At 54.4% G+C, this 17141-nt stretch carries 17 protein-coding genes; 6 read left to right on the top strand and 11 right to left on the bottom strand.

The annotated features are described in order from the left end of the window. Positions 1–4: 4 nt before the first annotated feature. From ACQKLP_RS25745 to ACQKLP_RS25720, 6 genes are read right to left on the bottom strand one after another with little or no spacing between them, the layout of a single operon-like run. The gene (locus tag ACQKLP_RS25745) at positions 5–517 is read right to left on the bottom strand and encodes a phage tail protein (protein ID WP_341841303.1); all 513 of its coding nucleotides are present in this window, start codon (positions 515–517) and stop codon (positions 5–7) included. A gap of 3 nt (positions 518–520) precedes the next feature. Further along, the gene (locus ACQKLP_RS25740; RefSeq protein WP_427326018.1) at positions 521–952 is read right to left on the bottom strand and encodes a phage tail protein; all 432 of its coding nucleotides are present in this window, start codon (positions 950–952) and stop codon (positions 521–523) included. Positions 953–984: 32 nt separating this feature from the next. Then, positions 985–3006 carry a phage tail sheath C-terminal domain-containing protein gene (locus ACQKLP_RS25735; protein WP_427326016.1) on the bottom strand — a complete coding sequence of 674 codons (2022 nt, stop codon included), beginning with the start codon at positions 3004–3006 and terminating at the stop codon, positions 985–987. A 27-nt stretch (positions 3007–3033) separates the two neighbouring features. Continuing rightward, positions 3034–4482, bottom strand: coding sequence for a phage tail sheath family protein (locus ACQKLP_RS25730; protein WP_427326014.1), 1449 nt, complete (start codon positions 4480–4482; stop codon positions 3034–3036). Positions 4483–4497: 15 nt separating this feature from the next. Continuing rightward, positions 4498–5250 carry a hypothetical protein gene (locus ACQKLP_RS25725; protein WP_427326012.1) on the bottom strand — a complete coding sequence of 251 codons (753 nt, stop codon included), beginning with the start codon at positions 5248–5250 and terminating at the stop codon, positions 4498–4500. 50 nt (positions 5251–5300) lie between these two features. After that, complete coding sequence (locus tag ACQKLP_RS25720) at positions 5301–5891, bottom strand: DUF4255 domain-containing protein (protein ID WP_427326010.1); 591 nt, start codon at positions 5889–5891, stop codon at positions 5301–5303. A 180-nt stretch (positions 5892–6071) separates the two neighbouring features. Here ACQKLP_RS25720 and ACQKLP_RS25715 point away from each other — a divergent pair, with 180 nt between their 5' ends. After that, on the top strand, positions 6072–6665 hold the full coding sequence (locus ACQKLP_RS25715) for a DUF6896 domain-containing protein (RefSeq protein WP_427326009.1): 594 nt from the start codon (positions 6072–6074) through the stop codon (positions 6663–6665). 13 nt (positions 6666–6678) lie between these two features. On the opposite strand, the gene rsmI is transcribed toward ACQKLP_RS25715, so the two are convergent. From rsmI to ACQKLP_RS25695, 4 genes are all read right to left on the bottom strand, one after another. Then, a complete protein-coding gene (rsmI, locus tag ACQKLP_RS25710; protein WP_427326008.1) occupies positions 6679–7401 on the bottom strand; it encodes a 16S rRNA (cytidine(1402)-2'-O)-methyltransferase in 723 nt (240 codons plus the stop codon). 3 nt (positions 7402–7404) lie between these two features. Continuing rightward, positions 7405–7650 (bottom strand): phosphoribosylformylglycinamidine synthase subunit PurS, encoded by a 246-nt coding sequence (purS, locus tag ACQKLP_RS25705; protein ID WP_427326007.1) that lies wholly within the window; start codon positions 7648–7650, stop codon positions 7405–7407. A 66-nt stretch (positions 7651–7716) separates the two neighbouring features. Next, positions 7717–8484 carry a CDP-alcohol phosphatidyltransferase family protein gene (locus ACQKLP_RS25700; protein WP_427326006.1) on the bottom strand — a complete coding sequence of 256 codons (768 nt, stop codon included), beginning with the start codon at positions 8482–8484 and terminating at the stop codon, positions 7717–7719. Between the two features lie 224 nt (positions 8485–8708). Continuing rightward, on the bottom strand, positions 8709–10001 hold the full coding sequence (locus ACQKLP_RS25695; protein WP_427326004.1) for an aminopeptidase P N-terminal domain-containing protein: 1293 nt from the start codon (positions 9999–10001) through the stop codon (positions 8709–8711). A gap of 304 nt (positions 10002–10305) precedes the next feature. On the opposite strand from ACQKLP_RS25695, the gene pckA reads away from it, so the two are divergent. From pckA to ACQKLP_RS25680, 3 genes are all read left to right on the top strand, one after another. Further along, positions 10306–11910, top strand: a complete 1605-nt coding sequence (gene pckA / locus ACQKLP_RS25690; protein WP_427326002.1) for a phosphoenolpyruvate carboxykinase (ATP) — start codon at positions 10306–10308, stop codon at positions 11908–11910. Between the two features lie 115 nt (positions 11911–12025). Further along, positions 12026–12913, top strand: a complete 888-nt coding sequence (gene folD / locus ACQKLP_RS25685; protein ID WP_427326001.1) for a bifunctional methylenetetrahydrofolate dehydrogenase/methenyltetrahydrofolate cyclohydrolase FolD — start codon at positions 12026–12028, stop codon at positions 12911–12913. A gap of 169 nt (positions 12914–13082) precedes the next feature. Further along, the gene (locus ACQKLP_RS25680) at positions 13083–13706 is read left to right on the top strand and encodes a 7-carboxy-7-deazaguanine synthase QueE (RefSeq protein ID WP_427325999.1); all 624 of its coding nucleotides are present in this window, start codon (positions 13083–13085) and stop codon (positions 13704–13706) included. Positions 13707–13861: 155 nt separating this feature from the next. Here the strand turns inward: ACQKLP_RS25680 and ACQKLP_RS25675 are convergent, their stop codons facing one another. Next, positions 13862–14248 (bottom strand): hypothetical protein, encoded by a 387-nt coding sequence (locus ACQKLP_RS25675; RefSeq protein ID WP_427325998.1) that lies wholly within the window; start codon positions 14246–14248, stop codon positions 13862–13864. Between the two features lie 373 nt (positions 14249–14621). Between ACQKLP_RS25675 and ACQKLP_RS25670 the strand changes: the two genes are divergently transcribed. Both ACQKLP_RS25670 and ACQKLP_RS25665 read left to right on the top strand, forming a co-directional pair. Further along, positions 14622–16496, top strand: coding sequence for an OmpA family protein (locus ACQKLP_RS25670; RefSeq protein ID WP_427325997.1), 1875 nt, complete (start codon positions 14622–14624; stop codon positions 16494–16496). After that, positions 16405–16965: a DUF1569 domain-containing protein gene (locus ACQKLP_RS25665; protein WP_427325996.1), complete on the top strand. Its 561-nt coding sequence runs from the start codon at positions 16405–16407 to the stop codon at positions 16963–16965. The genes ACQKLP_RS25670 and ACQKLP_RS25665 overlap by 92 nt, the downstream gene beginning before the upstream one ends. Positions 16966–17141 lie beyond the last annotated feature (176 nt).

The raw sequence follows: 17141 nt of genomic DNA, 5'->3' as shown, positions 1-17141 counted from the left end.
ATTTTTAGATGCCGATATTGACGTCGAGCGAGGCGGTGAGCCCTGCGGCCAGGTCCAGCCCGACGCTGATGGGGTCGTAGTACTTGAAATACTGGTAGGAAAGCGTCAACGTTTCCACGACGATCTCGTTGTTGCCCGCGTTGAAGGAGCTGACTTCGAGTTTTTTGGGGATGGCGTTGATGAGGTACCAGTTATACAGCGGCACATGGTCGGCGTTCATCAGGGAAATGAGGACGTTGCTGGGTTTGAACCGGAATTCTTCCAGGCCTTGCCGTGCCCAGTGGAGCACGCCGGAGCCGAGCATTTTTCCGCGTTTCAGCGTTACGTCGCCAAATTTGGAGCGAACGGGGAGGTTGTGCACGAAGCGGTGCTCGCCGCCTTCGGCTACGGTTTCCATCTCCAGGTCCACCGAAAGACCAGACACTTCCTGGAAGCGCACGTCTTGCGGGAATTGCGGAATGATCTCGAAAAGGACGAGGAAATGAAAACCGACCTGTGGGGTGTCAAAGGCAGACATATGCTATTCGTTTTGGATCACCAGGCCTTCATGTGCCAGTTCGATGGATTCGATGGCTACTTCGTTGCCGTCAGATTTGAGGTCTGAGCTTTGCACCTTGATCGGCCATGCATTTTTGACTTTCCATACTACCACGGGCTCGTGGTTTTCGTTCAGCAGGCTGATGGTGACGTTGCGCCTTTCGATGGTGTTGAGCGCCACGGAGTTCCACCAGTCGTAGAATTGGTTATCGCCTTTAAAAGTGCCGCGTTTCATGGTGATGTTGCTGTATTTGACCATGCCCGGCATTTTTGTTTTGACATATTCCGGGCTGGCACCGTCGCGGTACTCGATCGGGTCTATCTGGACGTCGAGGCCGGATACTTCTGTGAACCCGATGTTTGCCCCACCCCATTCAACCTGGAAGTGGAATTTGGGAAGCGGATAATTCGCCATAACTCATTTTTTTTATTGAATGGATGATTGAATCAGGATTCCTGCATTTTGTGGCTGAACCGGAGCACGATGAATTCGGCAGGACGAACGGCGGCCATTCCGATCTCCACGATCAGCCGGCCTTCGAGGATATCTTGCGCGGTCATCGTTTCACCGAGGCCCACTTTCACGTAAAACGCCTGTTTGGTGGTGGCGCCGGCCAATGCGCCCTGGCGCCATTGCAGCGTCAGGAAGTTTTCGATCATGGCGCGGATGCGCACCCAGGTGTTGGCGTCGTTGTTTTCGAACACGAAGGGCTCTGATGCTTTTTTGGTCGATTCTTCCACATAATTGAAGAACCGGCGGACGTTCACATATCGCCATTCGTTATCATTGCCCGCCATGGTCCGTGCGCCCCAAACGAGGATCCCCTTGCCTGTGAACGCCCTGATGGCATTTACGCTCTTCCCGTTTTCGTTCACGTTCAGGCCGCTTTGCTCCAGGTCGTTCAGTTTGACGGCAGGCGCTACCACGCTGCGGAGGCTCATATTGGCGGGGGCTTTCCACACGCCGCGGGTACGGTCTGTAGTGGCATACACGCCGGCCACGGCACCCGAAGGCGGCAGGTAGCTCATCTCCAGTTTCACCCGGTCGTTCACCGCTTTAAAAAACGGGTGTTGGGTGAACAGGAGCGTTTCGGCATTGTCTGTTCGGTTGATCGCATCCTGCAAAACGGCCATGTAAGCATCGGCTATTTTTTCGAAAGCTTTATGGAGGGTTACGGAGTTGGCCACGTTCTGAACGGTTGCCAGTGGCGTAGGCCCCGAGTACGGATTCATTTCCGGCTGGATGGTGGTAACGTTGGCGCCGGCAATCCAGTCGGTGGTGTTGATATCGGTATAATCGGTATGCACCATGGCTTCGGTGCGCGGCGGTGCGGGAAACGATCCGAGCACAGCGGCGTTCTTCTCGAAAGAAACGAGATTGACGAGCTGCAAACGGAGATCGGTGTTGGCTTTCAGTTTGTTCAGCACCATCGTCATGTCGGGCGTGTTCCCGCCTTCAATTTCCAACCGCCGCATGGCCAGCGCCACATTACGGACAAAAGTTATCAGCGGAACGAAGGCCGTGCGGGCATTTGCCACGGTATTTGCCGTCATGACGCCCAGGCGGAGGGTTTCGAGATGTGCGCTGATGGGATTGTAGTTGCTGCGATTGAGCACTGGCGCCGGGATCTTGGAGAATACCCTTCCTTCCTCTACCAGCCGGTCGCGCAGCGTTTGCACCATCGTGCCCAGCGCGGGAATGATGTTATTGATCGTAGCAGGAGGAATGGCCACGTTCGCATTGTCGGTGAATGCCAGCTGGGTAAAAAGCAGTGATTTCGGGTACGACGATTGCAGCCAGGGATAATACGCCGCGGCATATTTCAGCTCCTGGTTGCCGGCGCGGTCCCGGAAATTCCCTACCGGGTTTTCGGCGTGGTTAAGGGGAAGCTGTCCGCCGGGAATGTCAAGGATCGCGAAGCGGTCCTGCAATTTCGAGCATTGCTGGATGGCGGCCTGGTGGAAGTTGCCGGCGGCCGTGAAATCGGGTGTGCCGTCCCCTTCTTTCAGCGCACCGGTGTCTGGCGCACAAATGAGCGTGGGCTCGTCTTCCCGCGCAATGGCGGCCAAACCGCCGAGCAGGCCGGTAGTGGCGTTGCCGAGCGTCACGTCTGTCGTGAAATTCCCGACGGAAACCACGTAGCAGGGGCCGCCACCGTTATCGAAGAAATGCTGCATGGCGTCGAACAGGAAAAACTTCCGTCCGTTTACCGGCGTTACCGTCGCGATATTATTCTGTGCGTCCAGCTTTACGGTGTAGGTGGCGGGCGTGTAAGCGCCGCCGAAAAGCGAGGTAAAATCCAGCATCGATGTAAGGCGTATGGGCCGGTTGATGAGGGTTTTACCCGCGGCATCGGCCGTCAGGGCGGTGTGGCCGATGAATGCGGGGATGGCTGTTGCCACCGCCGCTACGGAGGGCGGTATCAGCGAAAGCTCTTCGACGAATACGCCCGGGGTTTTATAATCCATATCCGTTCAGATTAACAGATGAAAGTATCAGGATTCCTGCATTTTGTGGCTGTACCGCAACACGATGAATTCCGCCGGCCTCACCACGGCCATTCCGATCTCAACGATCATGCGGCCTTCGAGGATGTCTTGCGCGGTCATCGTCTGTCCCAGTCCCACTTTCACATAAAACGCGTGTTCCGGTTTGGCGCCTGCCAGCGCGCCTGCGCGCCACTGAAGGATGAGGAAGTTCTCGATCATGGCGCGCACCTTCACCCAGGTATTGGCGTCATTCGGTTCGAATACGAAGGGCTCCGAAGCTTTTTTGGTCAATTCTTCCACCATATTGAAAAACCGGCGAACGCTCACATAGCGCCATTCGTTATCGTTGCCCGCCAGCGTGCGCGCGCCCCATACGAGGATGCCCTTTCCGCTGAAAGACCGGATGGCGTTCACGCTTTTGCCGGTGGTGTGAACGTTCAGGTTTTCCTGCGAATCGTCGCTGAGCGTCACCATGGGTTTGCGGACGAAGCGCAGGCTCGTATTGGCGGGGGCTTTCCACACGCCGCGGGTTGCGTCTACCGTGCAATACACACCGGCTATGGTGCTGCTCGGCGGCATTACGACCGGCATTTCCGCGATCGTATTTTTGATCTGGTGGTACAGTTTATTGGCGACGTGGTACAGTGAATTCGGTTCGGTGGCCGGGGTGGGATTGAAGATCCGCAGCACCATGGCGCCCGGCACGGGATTGCCGTTCAGCGAACCGGTGATGGTCACGGCTTCTTCGTTGTAATTCAATGTGAGCGAGGTTTCCAGGTGCGGATAGTAAGCCGCGCCGTAGAGGAGGTTGTTGTTGCCGATGAGCATCCGGAAGCCATTGGCGTTATCGTCGATCACGTTGGTATTGGCGGGATTGGTGTAATCGAGATGACCGTTGAACACGTCCATGATCACGAACCGGTCTTTCAAATCCGCGCACTGGGCGAGAGCGAGACTGTTGAGATTGTAGAAATCGCCCTGGGGGAGGATTTGCGCGTCCGGAAATACCAGCAGCGTGGGCTCGTCTTCCTTGGCGATGGCGGCGAGGCCGGCGGTGTAGTTGCCGATGGTGGCGGCCGGAGGGGTGGCCGTATCCGGCCCGATAGACACGATGTAGCAGGGGCCGCCGCCGTTGGAGAAGTACATCTGCATGGCATAGTACATTCTGAAAAGCGCTGCCGGAGCGGCAGGAGGCGTGGCTACGACGTGCGTCCCGTTGACGGTGTTGACGGCCGCGGTGAAAGTTTCGAGCCTGGCGCCGAAGATGGATTCGTACTCGACGAGCGAAGTAATCCGTACCGGCTTGTTGACCAGCGTGTTGCCATTGAGCGTGGTGAGCCGGGTGTAGCCGATGAAGGCCGGGATGGCGGTTTCCACCTGGGCTACAGACGGCGGGAACTTGGGTACCTCGTCTATGTAAACGCCGGGTGTTTTAAGGTTTGCTAAGTTTAACATGATCGGTCATTTTAATCAGGTTCTTTGAAAATTTATGCTGTATTCCCGTGGCTGAGGAGCCAGGTGCCAGGCTTGTTTGAATATGTCGATCACACCGCAGACGTCGGCCGTGGCGGCAGATTGGTCGAACACTACTTTTTCCTGCAGGGGTGCGCCGCCTTCGAGCCTTACCACATAAGCTCCGCGCGGGTGTGGACGCAAATCCAGGCCCGTACGGTCTTGCAGGGGTGTCACGGTTTCGTTGAGCGTGAAGGAAACGGGGGCTCCGGCGGAGATTTTTCCGGCGCGGATCTGGTTGAAGGCGCCGGGGGTTACTTTGTGCGACAGGAGGTAGCCGCTGAGGGCGCCGTTTTCGGTGTTGCCGGCATTGGCGGCGGCGGTGAGGGCAACCACGTTTCCGGCGAGATTCGCATCGATGACGCCGGCAGGGGTAAGATTGCAGGCGTAGAAGATGCGGCGCCCCAGTTGCTGGGAACCCTGCTCGAAAAAATCGGGCAATGCCGCCCGGGATTTGTCGATGATGAGCCAAAATGTGAACTGCACCGGCTGCGTGAGCGCGGTGGCGGGAGCCCAGGCCACGCCGTTGAAATATTGTTTGCAGAAGGCGGTGAGCCCTCCTGGGGAGGATCGGATGAGCAGCCCGAAACTGGCCGCAGTGGCGGCACTGAGCGGCGCCATTTCCAGGCGGACGCCCTCGCCGGGGTCTGCGTTGTTGATACGGATGCGTATCCTGAATTCCGGGATGTAACGCCAAACCAGTTTTTCCATGGCTTGTATCAATGGGGTTTATCAGTAACGGGTTTTTCGATCGCGCTTTTTTATTGCTGGGCGCCCAGCACCTGCGTCTGCAGGTTGATCTCTGAAATGATGCCGGAGCCGGATTGTGGAGCGTCCTGGATCACGGCCATGCGCATTTTATAGATGACGGACGGGATGTACTTCCCTCCCATCACGCTCCACAACTGGTTCAATTCCTCGAACCGGGTAGAATATAAATCGAAGATGACGCGGTTCAATTGCAGCGTTCCCAGTATGGGCGTGTCTGCCGGCGTGAAAACGAACTGCCGCTGAAAAAACGCGATCACCTGCGAAATGCGCTGCAGGGCCGTGCTGTAGGTGTTCTTGTTTGCGCTGACCAGGATGAACACATTGAGATGGATCTCGGGTTGGCGCTCTACGACTTCCGGGATACCGTTGTTATACACGGTGCGCCGGAAAGGCAGGTTGCGCAAAGTTTCCTCCTGCTGAATATTGACGACGGATACAACGATCTTGTCGCTCAGATTCTGCGAAGGCGTTTCCTGGAAAGCGTCCGCGAACGAAATGTTGCCGAGGATGACTTCCGGGTCTAACGTACCGATATATGTGTTCAACTTACTAACGATCGCGCTCAAAACCTGATCGATCATCGATGAAGGATTTCGGGGTTTGCGCTATACAATTACTGAAAACCGGGGTGTAACTTCTCTTCTCTTATAGTGCTGTATTGAGTTTGGGGCTGTGCTACTATTCCAAGGTTTTTCTATTGATGTAATATTAGGTAATAAAATTCATACAGCAAAAAAAAGACGATAACTGGCGGGATGTGAATGATATCTGGCGGAATTTATATCATCACCCTACCGCAAAATTACTATGCGCAGCTGGTTGATTCGCTACCCCATCACGCCGTTTCTCTAGACGAATACGCACAAACGATCAGTATTTGCCCATCCATTTCGTCGGAAAAAATATTAAACCGGAAAACAGAAATTCTCGCCTGCGCCCGATTGTTCCGGTCGACGGCCAACGACCTGATGGCCATGATGCGCGATACCTTCGGCGTAGATTTACAGACGCTAGATGGATTGTATCATTTAAGATTTATCGACGGGGTTCGCGTAATACCCAGAAAGGCTAATGACGAATGGACATTCCATCTTCATGGTTCTGAATGCAGGTTTGAAAATATCATTACCGGACAAATACTGGAGGTAATAATCATCACGTTCCCCGAATTCGGTTATCTCGGTGATTATTTCTTCCACTTATTTATGTCAACCACGGAAATATATAAGCCGCTAAACGACTATCTCGGAAACAATCTGACGAACGTATCCAAAGCGTTGGATTTGTTAGTGTTGGAAGGTATGCTGATGGAAATGGAAATGCCTTATGGCAGCAAAAGGAAGATTGCGCTTTGATGTAGCCGGTAAGCTACTCTTCCTCTTCGTCCCGCGTTTCCTTCCTTTCGCGTGTGTTTTGTTTTTCCGGCGCCCCTTCCACGATAATAACGATCTCGCCTTTCACGCCTTTGGCCTGGAAATGGTCGCGCACTTCAACGAGGGAGCCCCGTTTGTTTTCTTCGAACATCTTGGTGAGCTCGCGGGACACGCAGCATTGGCGGGTTTCACCGAAATACTGCATAAAATCTTCCAGTGTTTTGACGAGGCGGTGGGGAGATTCGTAGAACACCATGGTGCGGGGCTCGGTGGCGAGCTGCGTGAGCAGGGTGTGGCGGCCTTTTTTGGGAGGGAGGAAGCCTTCGAAAGCGAAGCGGTTCATGGGAATGCCGCTATTGACGAGGGCGGGAACGAAAGCCGTGGCGCCGGGGAGGCATTCCACATCGATCCCTTCGCGGATACATTCGCGCACGAGCAGGAACCCCGGGTCGCTGACGCCCGGTGTGCCGGCATCGGTCACCAGTGCCATGGAGCGCCCTTCGCGCAACTGTTGTACCAGGTGCTGTAACACCTTATGTTCATTATGCTGATGATAAGGTGTTACAGGCTTGCTGATACCGTAATGTTTGAGAAGTACCCCGGAAGTCCGGGTATCTTCGGCAAGTACCAACTCTACCGTCTCCAAAACCTTTACGGCCCGGTACGTAATGTCGCCCAGGTTGCCGATAGGCGAAGGAATGAGGTAGAGCCTGGCCAATGCTTATTGAATGTTTACTTCGTAGAATTCCATTACCTGGTTAGCCAGCAGTTTCTGGCAGGCGTTCTCGGCGATCTGTTGCGCTTCTACTTTGGAAGCCGCGTCGATCTGGAGCGTAATATGTTTGCCTACCCGTACGTCGTGTACATTTCCCAGGCCCAGGTTCTTCAATCCGCCCAGTACAGCCTTGCCTTGGGGGTCCAGCAGTTCTTTCAACGGCATCACGTTGATATGCGCAGTAAATGTCATTTGTTCGAAAAATTTAGACGCAAAACTAGCAATTAGTTATCAAATTCCCCGGAAGGAATTGTGAAATCAGCCTTGCTGGCCCTTTGGAGGTACGATGAGCGACAGCACCACGTACGCCGCGAACACGAAAGGTACCGTTGCATACCCCAGCACCGGGATGCTCGCCAACGTGAGCAATACCAGCAAAAACCGCGGCCAGTTGTCCTTTACCGACAGGTTTTTGAATTTCAGGCTGATCATGGGATGGGAGCTCACCATCAGGTAACACAATACCGCGATGATCGCGTACAGCACCCAGATACTCCCCAGCCACTGCGCCAGCCCGAACGGATTGTACAGCATGATCATGGGGAATGAAGCCACCAGGAACCCCACGGCCGGCGTAGGCACCCCGATGAAATGTTCCGTCTGCCGCGTATCGAGGTTGAAAACCGCCAGGCGATACGCCGCGAAACAGGGCACCAGCAAGGCCGGGGCCAGGTTGAAGACCGAAACGTCGTACACATCGGGCATTTGCATATAGGCACTTTGCAGGAGGCGGAACAGCATCATGCCCGGCACCACCCCGAAAGACACCACGTCGGCCAGCGAATCCAGCTCCTTCCCCATTGCGCTGGACACTTTCAGCAGCCGCGCCACGAACCCGTCGAAAAAATCGATGATACCGGCCAGTACCACCAGTCCGCTCGCCCAGTAGATCGGCTCCGGGTTGGTGATCGTATACTCCGTACCGTTGAACTCGGCGATGTACTCCGGCGCATGCAGGATGAAAATTATGGCCAGGGCGCCGCAGAATAAATTGGAAAGCGTCAGGATGTTGGGAATCTGTTTCATGTTACCGGTTGTGGGCGGTTGCGCCCGTGAGCGGGAAGGTTTTCGGACAAGTGCCCGGTTTCCCGGTGGAAAAATATTAAAAATTGAAGAATATAAACCAAAAGCATTTTATTCATTGCGGCAAATGGTATTAACACCTGCTGTGGTCTGAATGAACAAAATGAACAGCAAAAGAAAAGCCCGTCCCGGTTTCAGCGGAACGGGCTTCATGGTAAAGATCACCGTTATTTTTTCATCAGCGCCTCGATCTCGTCGGCCGTGATGGGGATATTTTTCATCAGGTCCACATTCCCGGAAGATTTCACCCAGATGTTATTCTCGATACGGACGCCCATCTTTTCTTCTTCGATGTAAATGCCCGGTTCCACCGTCAGCACCGACCCGTCGGGGATCGGCTGGTGGAAGGAAGGCCCGAGGTCGTGCACGTCCACGCCCAGGTGGTGCGAAATGCCATGGTACAGGTATTTGCGGTACGCCGGCGTTTCGGGGTCCTCGTTTTTAATGTCGGATTCCGTCAGCAGCCCCAGTTTCACGAACTGTTTGCCTGCTTCCACACCCACCTGCTGATGGTAATCTGCGATGGTAATACCCGGTTTGAGCAGGCCTTTCGCGAAATTGTGCAGGTGCAGACAGGCGTCGTACACCTCGCGCTGGCGCTGGGTGAATTTGCCGTTCACCGGCACGGTACGCGTCAGGTCGGCATTGTATCCACCGTAAGCCGCGCCGAAGTCCATCAGGATCAGCTCGCCGTCCTTACATTCCTGGTTGTTGGAAACGTAGTGCAGCGTGCGGGCACGGTCGCCCGAAGCGATGATAGACCCGTAAGCCTCTCCCGTGGCGCGGTTGCGCAGGAATTCGTGCCAGATTTCAGCATGTATTTCATGTTCGGACACACCCGGCCGGATGAACCCGAGCAGGCGGCGGAACGTCTTTTCCGTGATATCGATCGCCGTCTGGATCACCCCGATCTCTTCCTCCGTTTTTACCGAACGCAGCTCTTTCAACAGGGGCGCAGCGCGGAGGAAGTTATGAAGGGGATAGCGGGTACGGAGCTCCTGGGCGTAGCGGTAATCGCGGACGGGCACCAGGTTGGCTTTACGGTTGTTTTCGTTGGAATTGAGGTAAATATTGATAGCATCGTGGATCCAGGGCTGGAGGAGGCCGTCGAGGGCGTCGAGCCAGACGATGGTTTTGATACCCGAAATGGCGGTGGCTTCTTCGCGGCGGAGGCGATGGCCGTCCCATTTCTCCTTCAGCTCGTTGGGGCGCACCAGCACGAGCACTTCGCGGTACTTGGGGTCCGGGTTGTCAGGGAAAAGCACCAGCATGGTGTCTTCCTGGTCAATCCCTGTAAGCCAGTACAGGTCTGCGTTTTGCTTGAAGGGATGAAGGGCGTCGCCGTTGGAAGGCAGTTCGTCGTTCGAATTAAAAATGGCAATGGAGCCGGGTTGCATTTTTGCCGTAAAACGGTTGCGGTTCTTGATGAAGATCTGAGGATCCAGTGGCAAATATTTCATTTGATGAGTCTTTTTACTGCTTAGCTTGCTTTGGACGCCAAACTTACCGGAAAATCAGTTACCCGCAAAACAACCAGAAACAGACCGGTACGGTATTCCCCTAAACTGGTAGATTATTCACCTTGAATTTATTATGCGGCTAATTTGATTTTCGGGCAAATTGAAATCGGTAGAAATGAATATTTTCTAAAAACAGACCCCAAAAAGTAGATTTTTTAATAAAAATATTCGTTGCAATACCCATCAAATTTAACGTTATCAAAAAATCCATAGTTTTGCCATTACACCAAAACAATCTTTCTTTATGCAAATCAGCAGTGTAAGGGATACACTCAGAGAATTGCGGGAACTGGGCATAGAGAACGTCGCCGATGTACATTACCAACTCTCCCCGGAGGAGCTCACGTCGCAGACGTTGCAGCGTTCCGAAGGCTGCCTGAGCAGTACCGGGGCGTTAGTCGTCAACACAGGCGAGTTCACAGGCCGTTCTCCGAAGGACAAGTTCATCGTGAAAGACGAGTTAACTGCCGACACCGTCAACTGGAACGACTTTAACCAGCCATTTTCTGCTGACAACTTTGAGAAACTGTACCGGAAGATCACCCGCTATTTCACTGGCAAACCCGTTTGGGTGCGCGATTGCATGGCCTGCGCCGACCCGGCGTACCGCCTGAACATCCGCGTCATCACGGAATCGCCGTGGAGCAGTCTTTTCGCTTACAATATGTTCCTGCGCCCTTCGGAAGAGGAGCTGGAACACATCGAACCGGACTGGACGGTTATCCAGGCCCCGGGGCTGCATGCCGATCCGGCTACGGACGGTACGCGGCAGCATAACTTCTCGGTGGTGAGCTTCAGCCGCAAAATGATCCTCATCGGCGGTTCGGCTTATACCGGCGAAATCAAGAAAGGCGTGTTCACCATCCTGAACTACCTGCTCCCCCATGCCCGTAAAGTACTGAGCATGCACTGCTCCGCCAACCAGGGCAACGGCGGCGATACGGCTGTTTTCTTCGGGCTCAGCGGTACCGGCAAAACCACCCTCAGCGCAGACCCGCAACGCAAGCTCATCGGCGACGATGAACATGGCTGGACGGATAGTGGCGTTTTCAACTTCGAAGGGGGATGTTATGCCAAAACCATTGACCTGAGTGCGGAAAAAGAGCCGGCCATCTTCCATGCGATCCGCGAAGGCGCCCTGTTAGAAAACATTTCGTTCTTCCCCGGCACCAACGAGGTGAATTATGCTGACGGTCATATCACGGAAAACACCCGTGTGAGCTATCCCCTCTCTTATATTGCCAATGCGAAGGAACCCTCCATCGGGGGCATTCCGAAAAATATTTTCTTCCTCACCTGCGACGCTTACGGCGTATTGCCGCCCATATCGCGGCTGACGCCCGGGCAGGCCATGTACCAGTTCATTTCCGGGTACACCGCCAAGGTTGCAGGCACGGAAGCAGGCATCACGGAACCTAAATCCACTTTCAGCGCATGTTTCGGCGCACCCTTCCTCCCTCTCCACCCTGCCCGTTACGCGCAGATGCTGGGCGAAAAGATGCGCGAGCACGACGTGAACGTCTGGATGATCAACACCGGCTGGACCGGCGGGCCTTATGGCACGGGGAACCGCATCAAGCTGTCGTACACCCGCGCCATGATCACCGCCGCCCTGAACGGAACGCTCGACAAGGCCGCTTACAAGACCTACGGCGCGTTCAAGCTGGCGATACCAGAATCCGTTCCCGGCGTTCCGGACGAGCTGCTCGAACCGCGCAACACCTGGGCCGACCCCGCTGCGTATGACGCCAAGGCCGCCGACCTGGCCGCCCAATTTGTGAAAAACTTTGAAAAATACGCCGCGAAGGCCGATCCCGAGATCCTCGCCGCCGCGCCGACAACCCGCTGATCCACCGTTTTGCCTTTATAATTATAGATTCCTACGTTCATTTATCAATTTGGTTGAGGGGCTGCCAGGCCAGGCAGCCCCTTTCGTTTATCCGCCATTTTCCGTACCTTTGCGCATGCAAATTTTAGACGGTAAACTCACCTCCCAGGCAATTAAGGACCAGCTGGCCGAACAAACGACCGCCTTGAAGGCCCTTGGCAAAAAAGCGCCTCACCTCGCGGCCATCCTCGTCGGCAACGACGGCGCCAGCGAAACCTACGTGGCCTCCAAAGTGAAATCCTGCGCGGAAATCGGGTACAACTCCACCCTCCTCCGCTTTGAAGACACCATCTCCGAAAAGCACCTGCTCGATCATATTATCATGCTGAACGAAAACCCCGATATCGACGGGATCCTCGTACAGCTCCCCCTTCCCAAGCACATCAATGAAGAACTGGTGATCAACACCATCGATCCCAGCAAGGATGTGGACGGGTTCCATCCCATGAACGTGGGCAAAATGGTGAGCGGCCTTCCCGCTTTCCTGCCCGCTACCCCCTATGGGATCATGCTGATGCTGGAACATTATAACATCGAGACCAAAGGCAAGCACGCCGTAGTGATCGGCCGCAGCCACATCGTGGGTACGCCGGTGAGCATCCTGCTCAGCCGCAACAGCAATCCCGGCAACTGCACCGTTACGCTTTGCCACTCCCACACTAAAAACCTCCGCGAAATCTGCCTGCAGGCAGATATTATCGTTGCAGCGGTAGGCCGCCCCCATTTCGTGACGGGCGACATGGTGAAAGAAGGCGCTGTAGTAGTGGACGTGGGTATCCACCGCCTCCCGGACGAAACCAAGAAAAGCGGTTTCCGGCTCGTTGGCGACGTGAAATTCGACGAAGTGGCGCCCAAAGCGAGCTTTATCACCCCGGTCCCCGGTGGTGTAGGCCCCATGACGATCGCTGCCCTGCTGAAAAACACCTACCAGGCAGCCATCGGCCAGAAAGGCAACCAGAACTGATCCTGCCATCCCGCCTTCACAGGCGGGATGCAACCATACTATCAGCCCATGCCCTGCGATCAGCGGGTCCATGGGCTGAATCTTTAACAACCGATCCGCAAATGCGGCGCCAAGTGGCCATCCGGGCCGGAGAGGGCCGCGGCAACGCAGATTGACGTACCTTTGCACCATGACAACAGCGACGCTCCATACAACAACCGTATTGCCCGTGATGGAATCTTTCTACACCATCCAGGGGGAAGGATTTCACCAGGGAAAAGCGGCCTACTTTATCCGGCTCGGCGGATGTGACGTGGGTTGCGTTTGGTGCGATGTCAAGGAAAGCTGGGATGCCGACAAGCACCCGAAGCGCCCCATCGAAGAGCTCGTAGCCGAAGCCGCCGCCCATCCCGGCCGGATCGCCGTGATTACCGGCGGCGAGCCCCTGATGCATGATCTCCAGGCTTTAACCAGTGCGTTGAAGGCCGAGGGGTTCCGCACACATATGGAAACTTCCGGCTCTTCGCCCTTAAGCGGGCAATGGGACTGGATCACCCTTTCGCCCAAGAAATTCAAAGCCCCCCTTCCCGAAATCTGCACCGTAGCCCACGAGCTGAAAATCGTGATCTACAATAAATCCGACTTCGCCTGGGCCGAACAATACGCCGCTCTGGCAGGGCCCGACTGCAAACTTTACCTGCAACCGGAATGGAGCAAAGCCAGCCAGATGACGCCGTTGATCATCGATTATGTGAAGGCCAACCCGCAGTGGCAGATTTCGCTGCAGATCCACAAATATCTTAATGTTCCATAAGGACAACTTTACATTCTGCCTTCATAATTACCATTGTACATCCCATAAACATATCCCGGCCCTACCAATTCCCATCTTCCAAGGAAATGTCATAAAAACGGAAAAACATAATCGCCGCAGGACTGTTTGTTGCCTTTATGTCGTACATCGGTTTTCTATGTTGGAATAATGCCGGAACTTTCGACGTCGGAAAAACTACCGTCGGCACCCTGTCGACCCACGGCGACACTTTTCGCTGGAAATACAAAGTAAACGGCTGGCACCATATCGGACCGATGGGCATCCGAGGCCACCGCTACCTCCATCCCGGGGAAAAATACATCGTCTATTATGATAGCAGCAAGCCACATCGATCCATGATCGATTTGTTGCATCCGGTTATTAATACGCCAGCTTTCGATCAACAGTTTCACTTCCCTGCCACGAAAAACTTGAGAAAGGCAGCGAATTGATTGCCTTTTCTTATCGCGTTTCCGGTGTCGTTTACCATCGTAGCCACCAACTCCTTTGCGCAAAGGATTTCCATGGAAATGGATTGACATACACAATTTTATACAACAGCATCGACCCTCAGATCGCCTATATTGATATTACAACTGCAGTTGATTTGAAATAAACTCCTGTCGATGTAACGACAGGACAAAATCTCCAAAAGGATAACAGCAGTTCCATGTCAAACACTTGCCAGTCCATTCCATCCTGCATTGCGGTTCCAAGATACGCGTCTTTCCATTCATCAACTTGCAGTACGCCGTTCAGAAATTGCATGCTACCAAACGGCATCGTGACGCCGCTACGCTGTCATATTTAAATTCACACCCATACATATAATTCACAGATCAAGGGCCTAATCTGTATGTATTGCTGCCCTATCCATCATAAACCTTCATTTTTTTCGTTATTTAGTGGTCGACTATGAAAAAACTCCTGTTCTGCTGCTGCCTTGTGAGCATGCAAGCGTTCGCACAACAAACGGACAAGGCCACCAGGAAAGCCATGGAATTGCTCGAATCTTCCATGACTGCCATGCGGTCTTACCAATACCCGGAAGCCATCCGCTACCTGCAGGAAGCTATACGGGCCAAACCTACATTCCCTGACGCCTACGGGCAAATGGCGCTCACCTACCTTGCTATGAAACAATATTCCGATGCGGAACAGGCGTTTCTGAAACTGGGTGAGCTGGATTCCTCCGGCCTGCGCTCCGTTTCACCTTCCTACGCCAAGGCCATGGCCGGAAATGGAAAATTCACCGAAGCGCTGGCCCTTCTCAACCGGTACGAAACCACCGCCAAAAACATATCTCCCCGCACCCGGCAACTGAAAAAGGACATGGAATTCGCCGTTACAACGAAACCCGTCCCTTTCAAACCGCAAAATCTCGGTGAATCCGTGAACACCGCCGATCCGGAATACTTCCCCTCGCCCACGATCGATGGGAAAACGCTCGTTTTCACCCGCCGCGTTGGCGGGAGGAACGAGGATTTCTTCATCGCAGGGCACGACAGCCTCCAATGGACGCACGCACGCGACATGGGAGAACCCGTCAACACCGCATTCAACGAAGGCGCACAAAACATTTCACAAGACGGCGAAATGCTCGTGTATACCGGCTGCGACTTCCCCACCGGCCGCGGTTCCTGCGATATCTACTTCTCCGTCCGCACGGAAAACGGAGGCTGGACGCAGCCCAAAAACATCGGCCCCGCCATCAACACCGAAGCCTGGGAATCACAGCCCTGCCTTTCGCCTGACAAGCAATCGCTCTATTTCGTCCGTGCCACACCGGACGCAGGTTCCGATATCTTCGTCAGCACCCGCAATCCCGACGGACGCTGGGCGCCCGCCGAGCGCCTGGGGCCTCACATCAATACCAAAGGCCGCGAAACCACGCCTTACCTGCATGCCGACGGCCAAACGCTCTTCTTCGCGTCTGACGGGCATCCCGGATTCGGAGGGCTCGACCTTTTCTATTGCCGGAAACAGGCGGACGGATCCTGGGGAACACCCGTTAACCTGGGCTATCCCATCAACACGATCGAAGAAGAAGGAAGCCTGACCGTAGCCGCCGACGGCCGCACCGCTTACTTTGCTTCCGACCGTAGCGACTCCCGCGGGGCGCTCGACATCTATAGCTTTGAGCTGTATCCCGAGGCGCGTCCGCTGCCGACGCTTTATATCCGCGGATACGTGTACGATGCCAAGACCCAGGCACGCCTCCCGGCAGAACTGGACCTTATCGATCTATCGAACCGCCAACCCGTAGCCACCATCCAAAGCAATCAAAACGGCGATTACCTCGTTCCCCTGCCAACCGGAAAAGATTACGCCTTTAACGTCAACCGGAAAGGATACCTCTTCTACTCCGATAATTTCTCACTGACGGGCAACCAGGACGGTAAGCCTTTCGAAAAAAATATTCCCCTCACGCCGATCGAAGCGAATGCTACGCTCGTGCTGAGAAACATCTTTTTCCCCACCAACCAGTTCGTACTGGAACCCGCCTCTGCCGCCGAACTGGATAAACTCGTCGATTTCCTCCGCGAAAATGCGACCTTGCAGGTCGAAATCAGCGGGCATACCGATAATGTGGGCAGCGATGCCGCCAACCTGCTGCTTTCCCAGAACCGCGCGAAATCGGTGGTCGACTACCTGGCGCAACATGGCATAGCCGCCACCAGGCTGAAAGCGAAAGGCTATGGCGAAACGAAGCCACTGGAAAGCAACGATTCCGATGCCGGACGCGCGCAAAACAGAAGAACAGAACTCAAAATCATCAGCTTACAGTAATTATTTCATGGAAAAACTTTTCCCGCTCGCACAAGCCGATGTGCTCCTCCCCTTGCTGGAACGACTTACTCCCGATACGCAACCGCGCTGGGGAAGCATGAACGCCCAGCGAATGATCGAACACCTCGATGGAATCTTACGGTTTTCCGTCAGCGATAAACCCGCCCCCGTCATTACACCCGAAGAAAAGCTGCCGCATTTACTGCAATGGCTGCGGACAGATAAGCCACTGTCGCGCGGAATAAGCAGCCCTGTAGCTAACGAAGGGCCATTGTTGCACCCGGATTTACCAACCGCGACAAACCATCTGCTCGCATCATTGCAGGAATTTTTCCGGCATTATTCAGAAAACCCTGATCACCAGGCGATCCATGTTGTCTTCGGACCGATCGGGTATGAGGATTGGCAGCGTTTCCATCAGAAACACTTCCGGCACCACTTCACCCAATTCGGATTGCTGGACGAATGATACTTTTAATCAGCGGCTCCCACGGAGCCGCTTTTTTTGTTTGGCTGCAGCTGAAATGGCATGACATTCTAATCATGGGATCGTTGTGAGCATCACTTATTTGCAACTGTGGCCCACATCCGATTCCAAAGACGGATCTTTCCAGCACCCGCATTCACCAGAGACATCGAATGAGC

Source organism: Chitinophaga sp. NPDC101104, assembly GCF_050277495.1.
Lineage (GTDB): Bacteria > Bacteroidota > Bacteroidia > Chitinophagales > Chitinophagaceae > Chitinophaga.
This window is presented reverse-complemented; position numbering and strand designations above follow the sequence as displayed.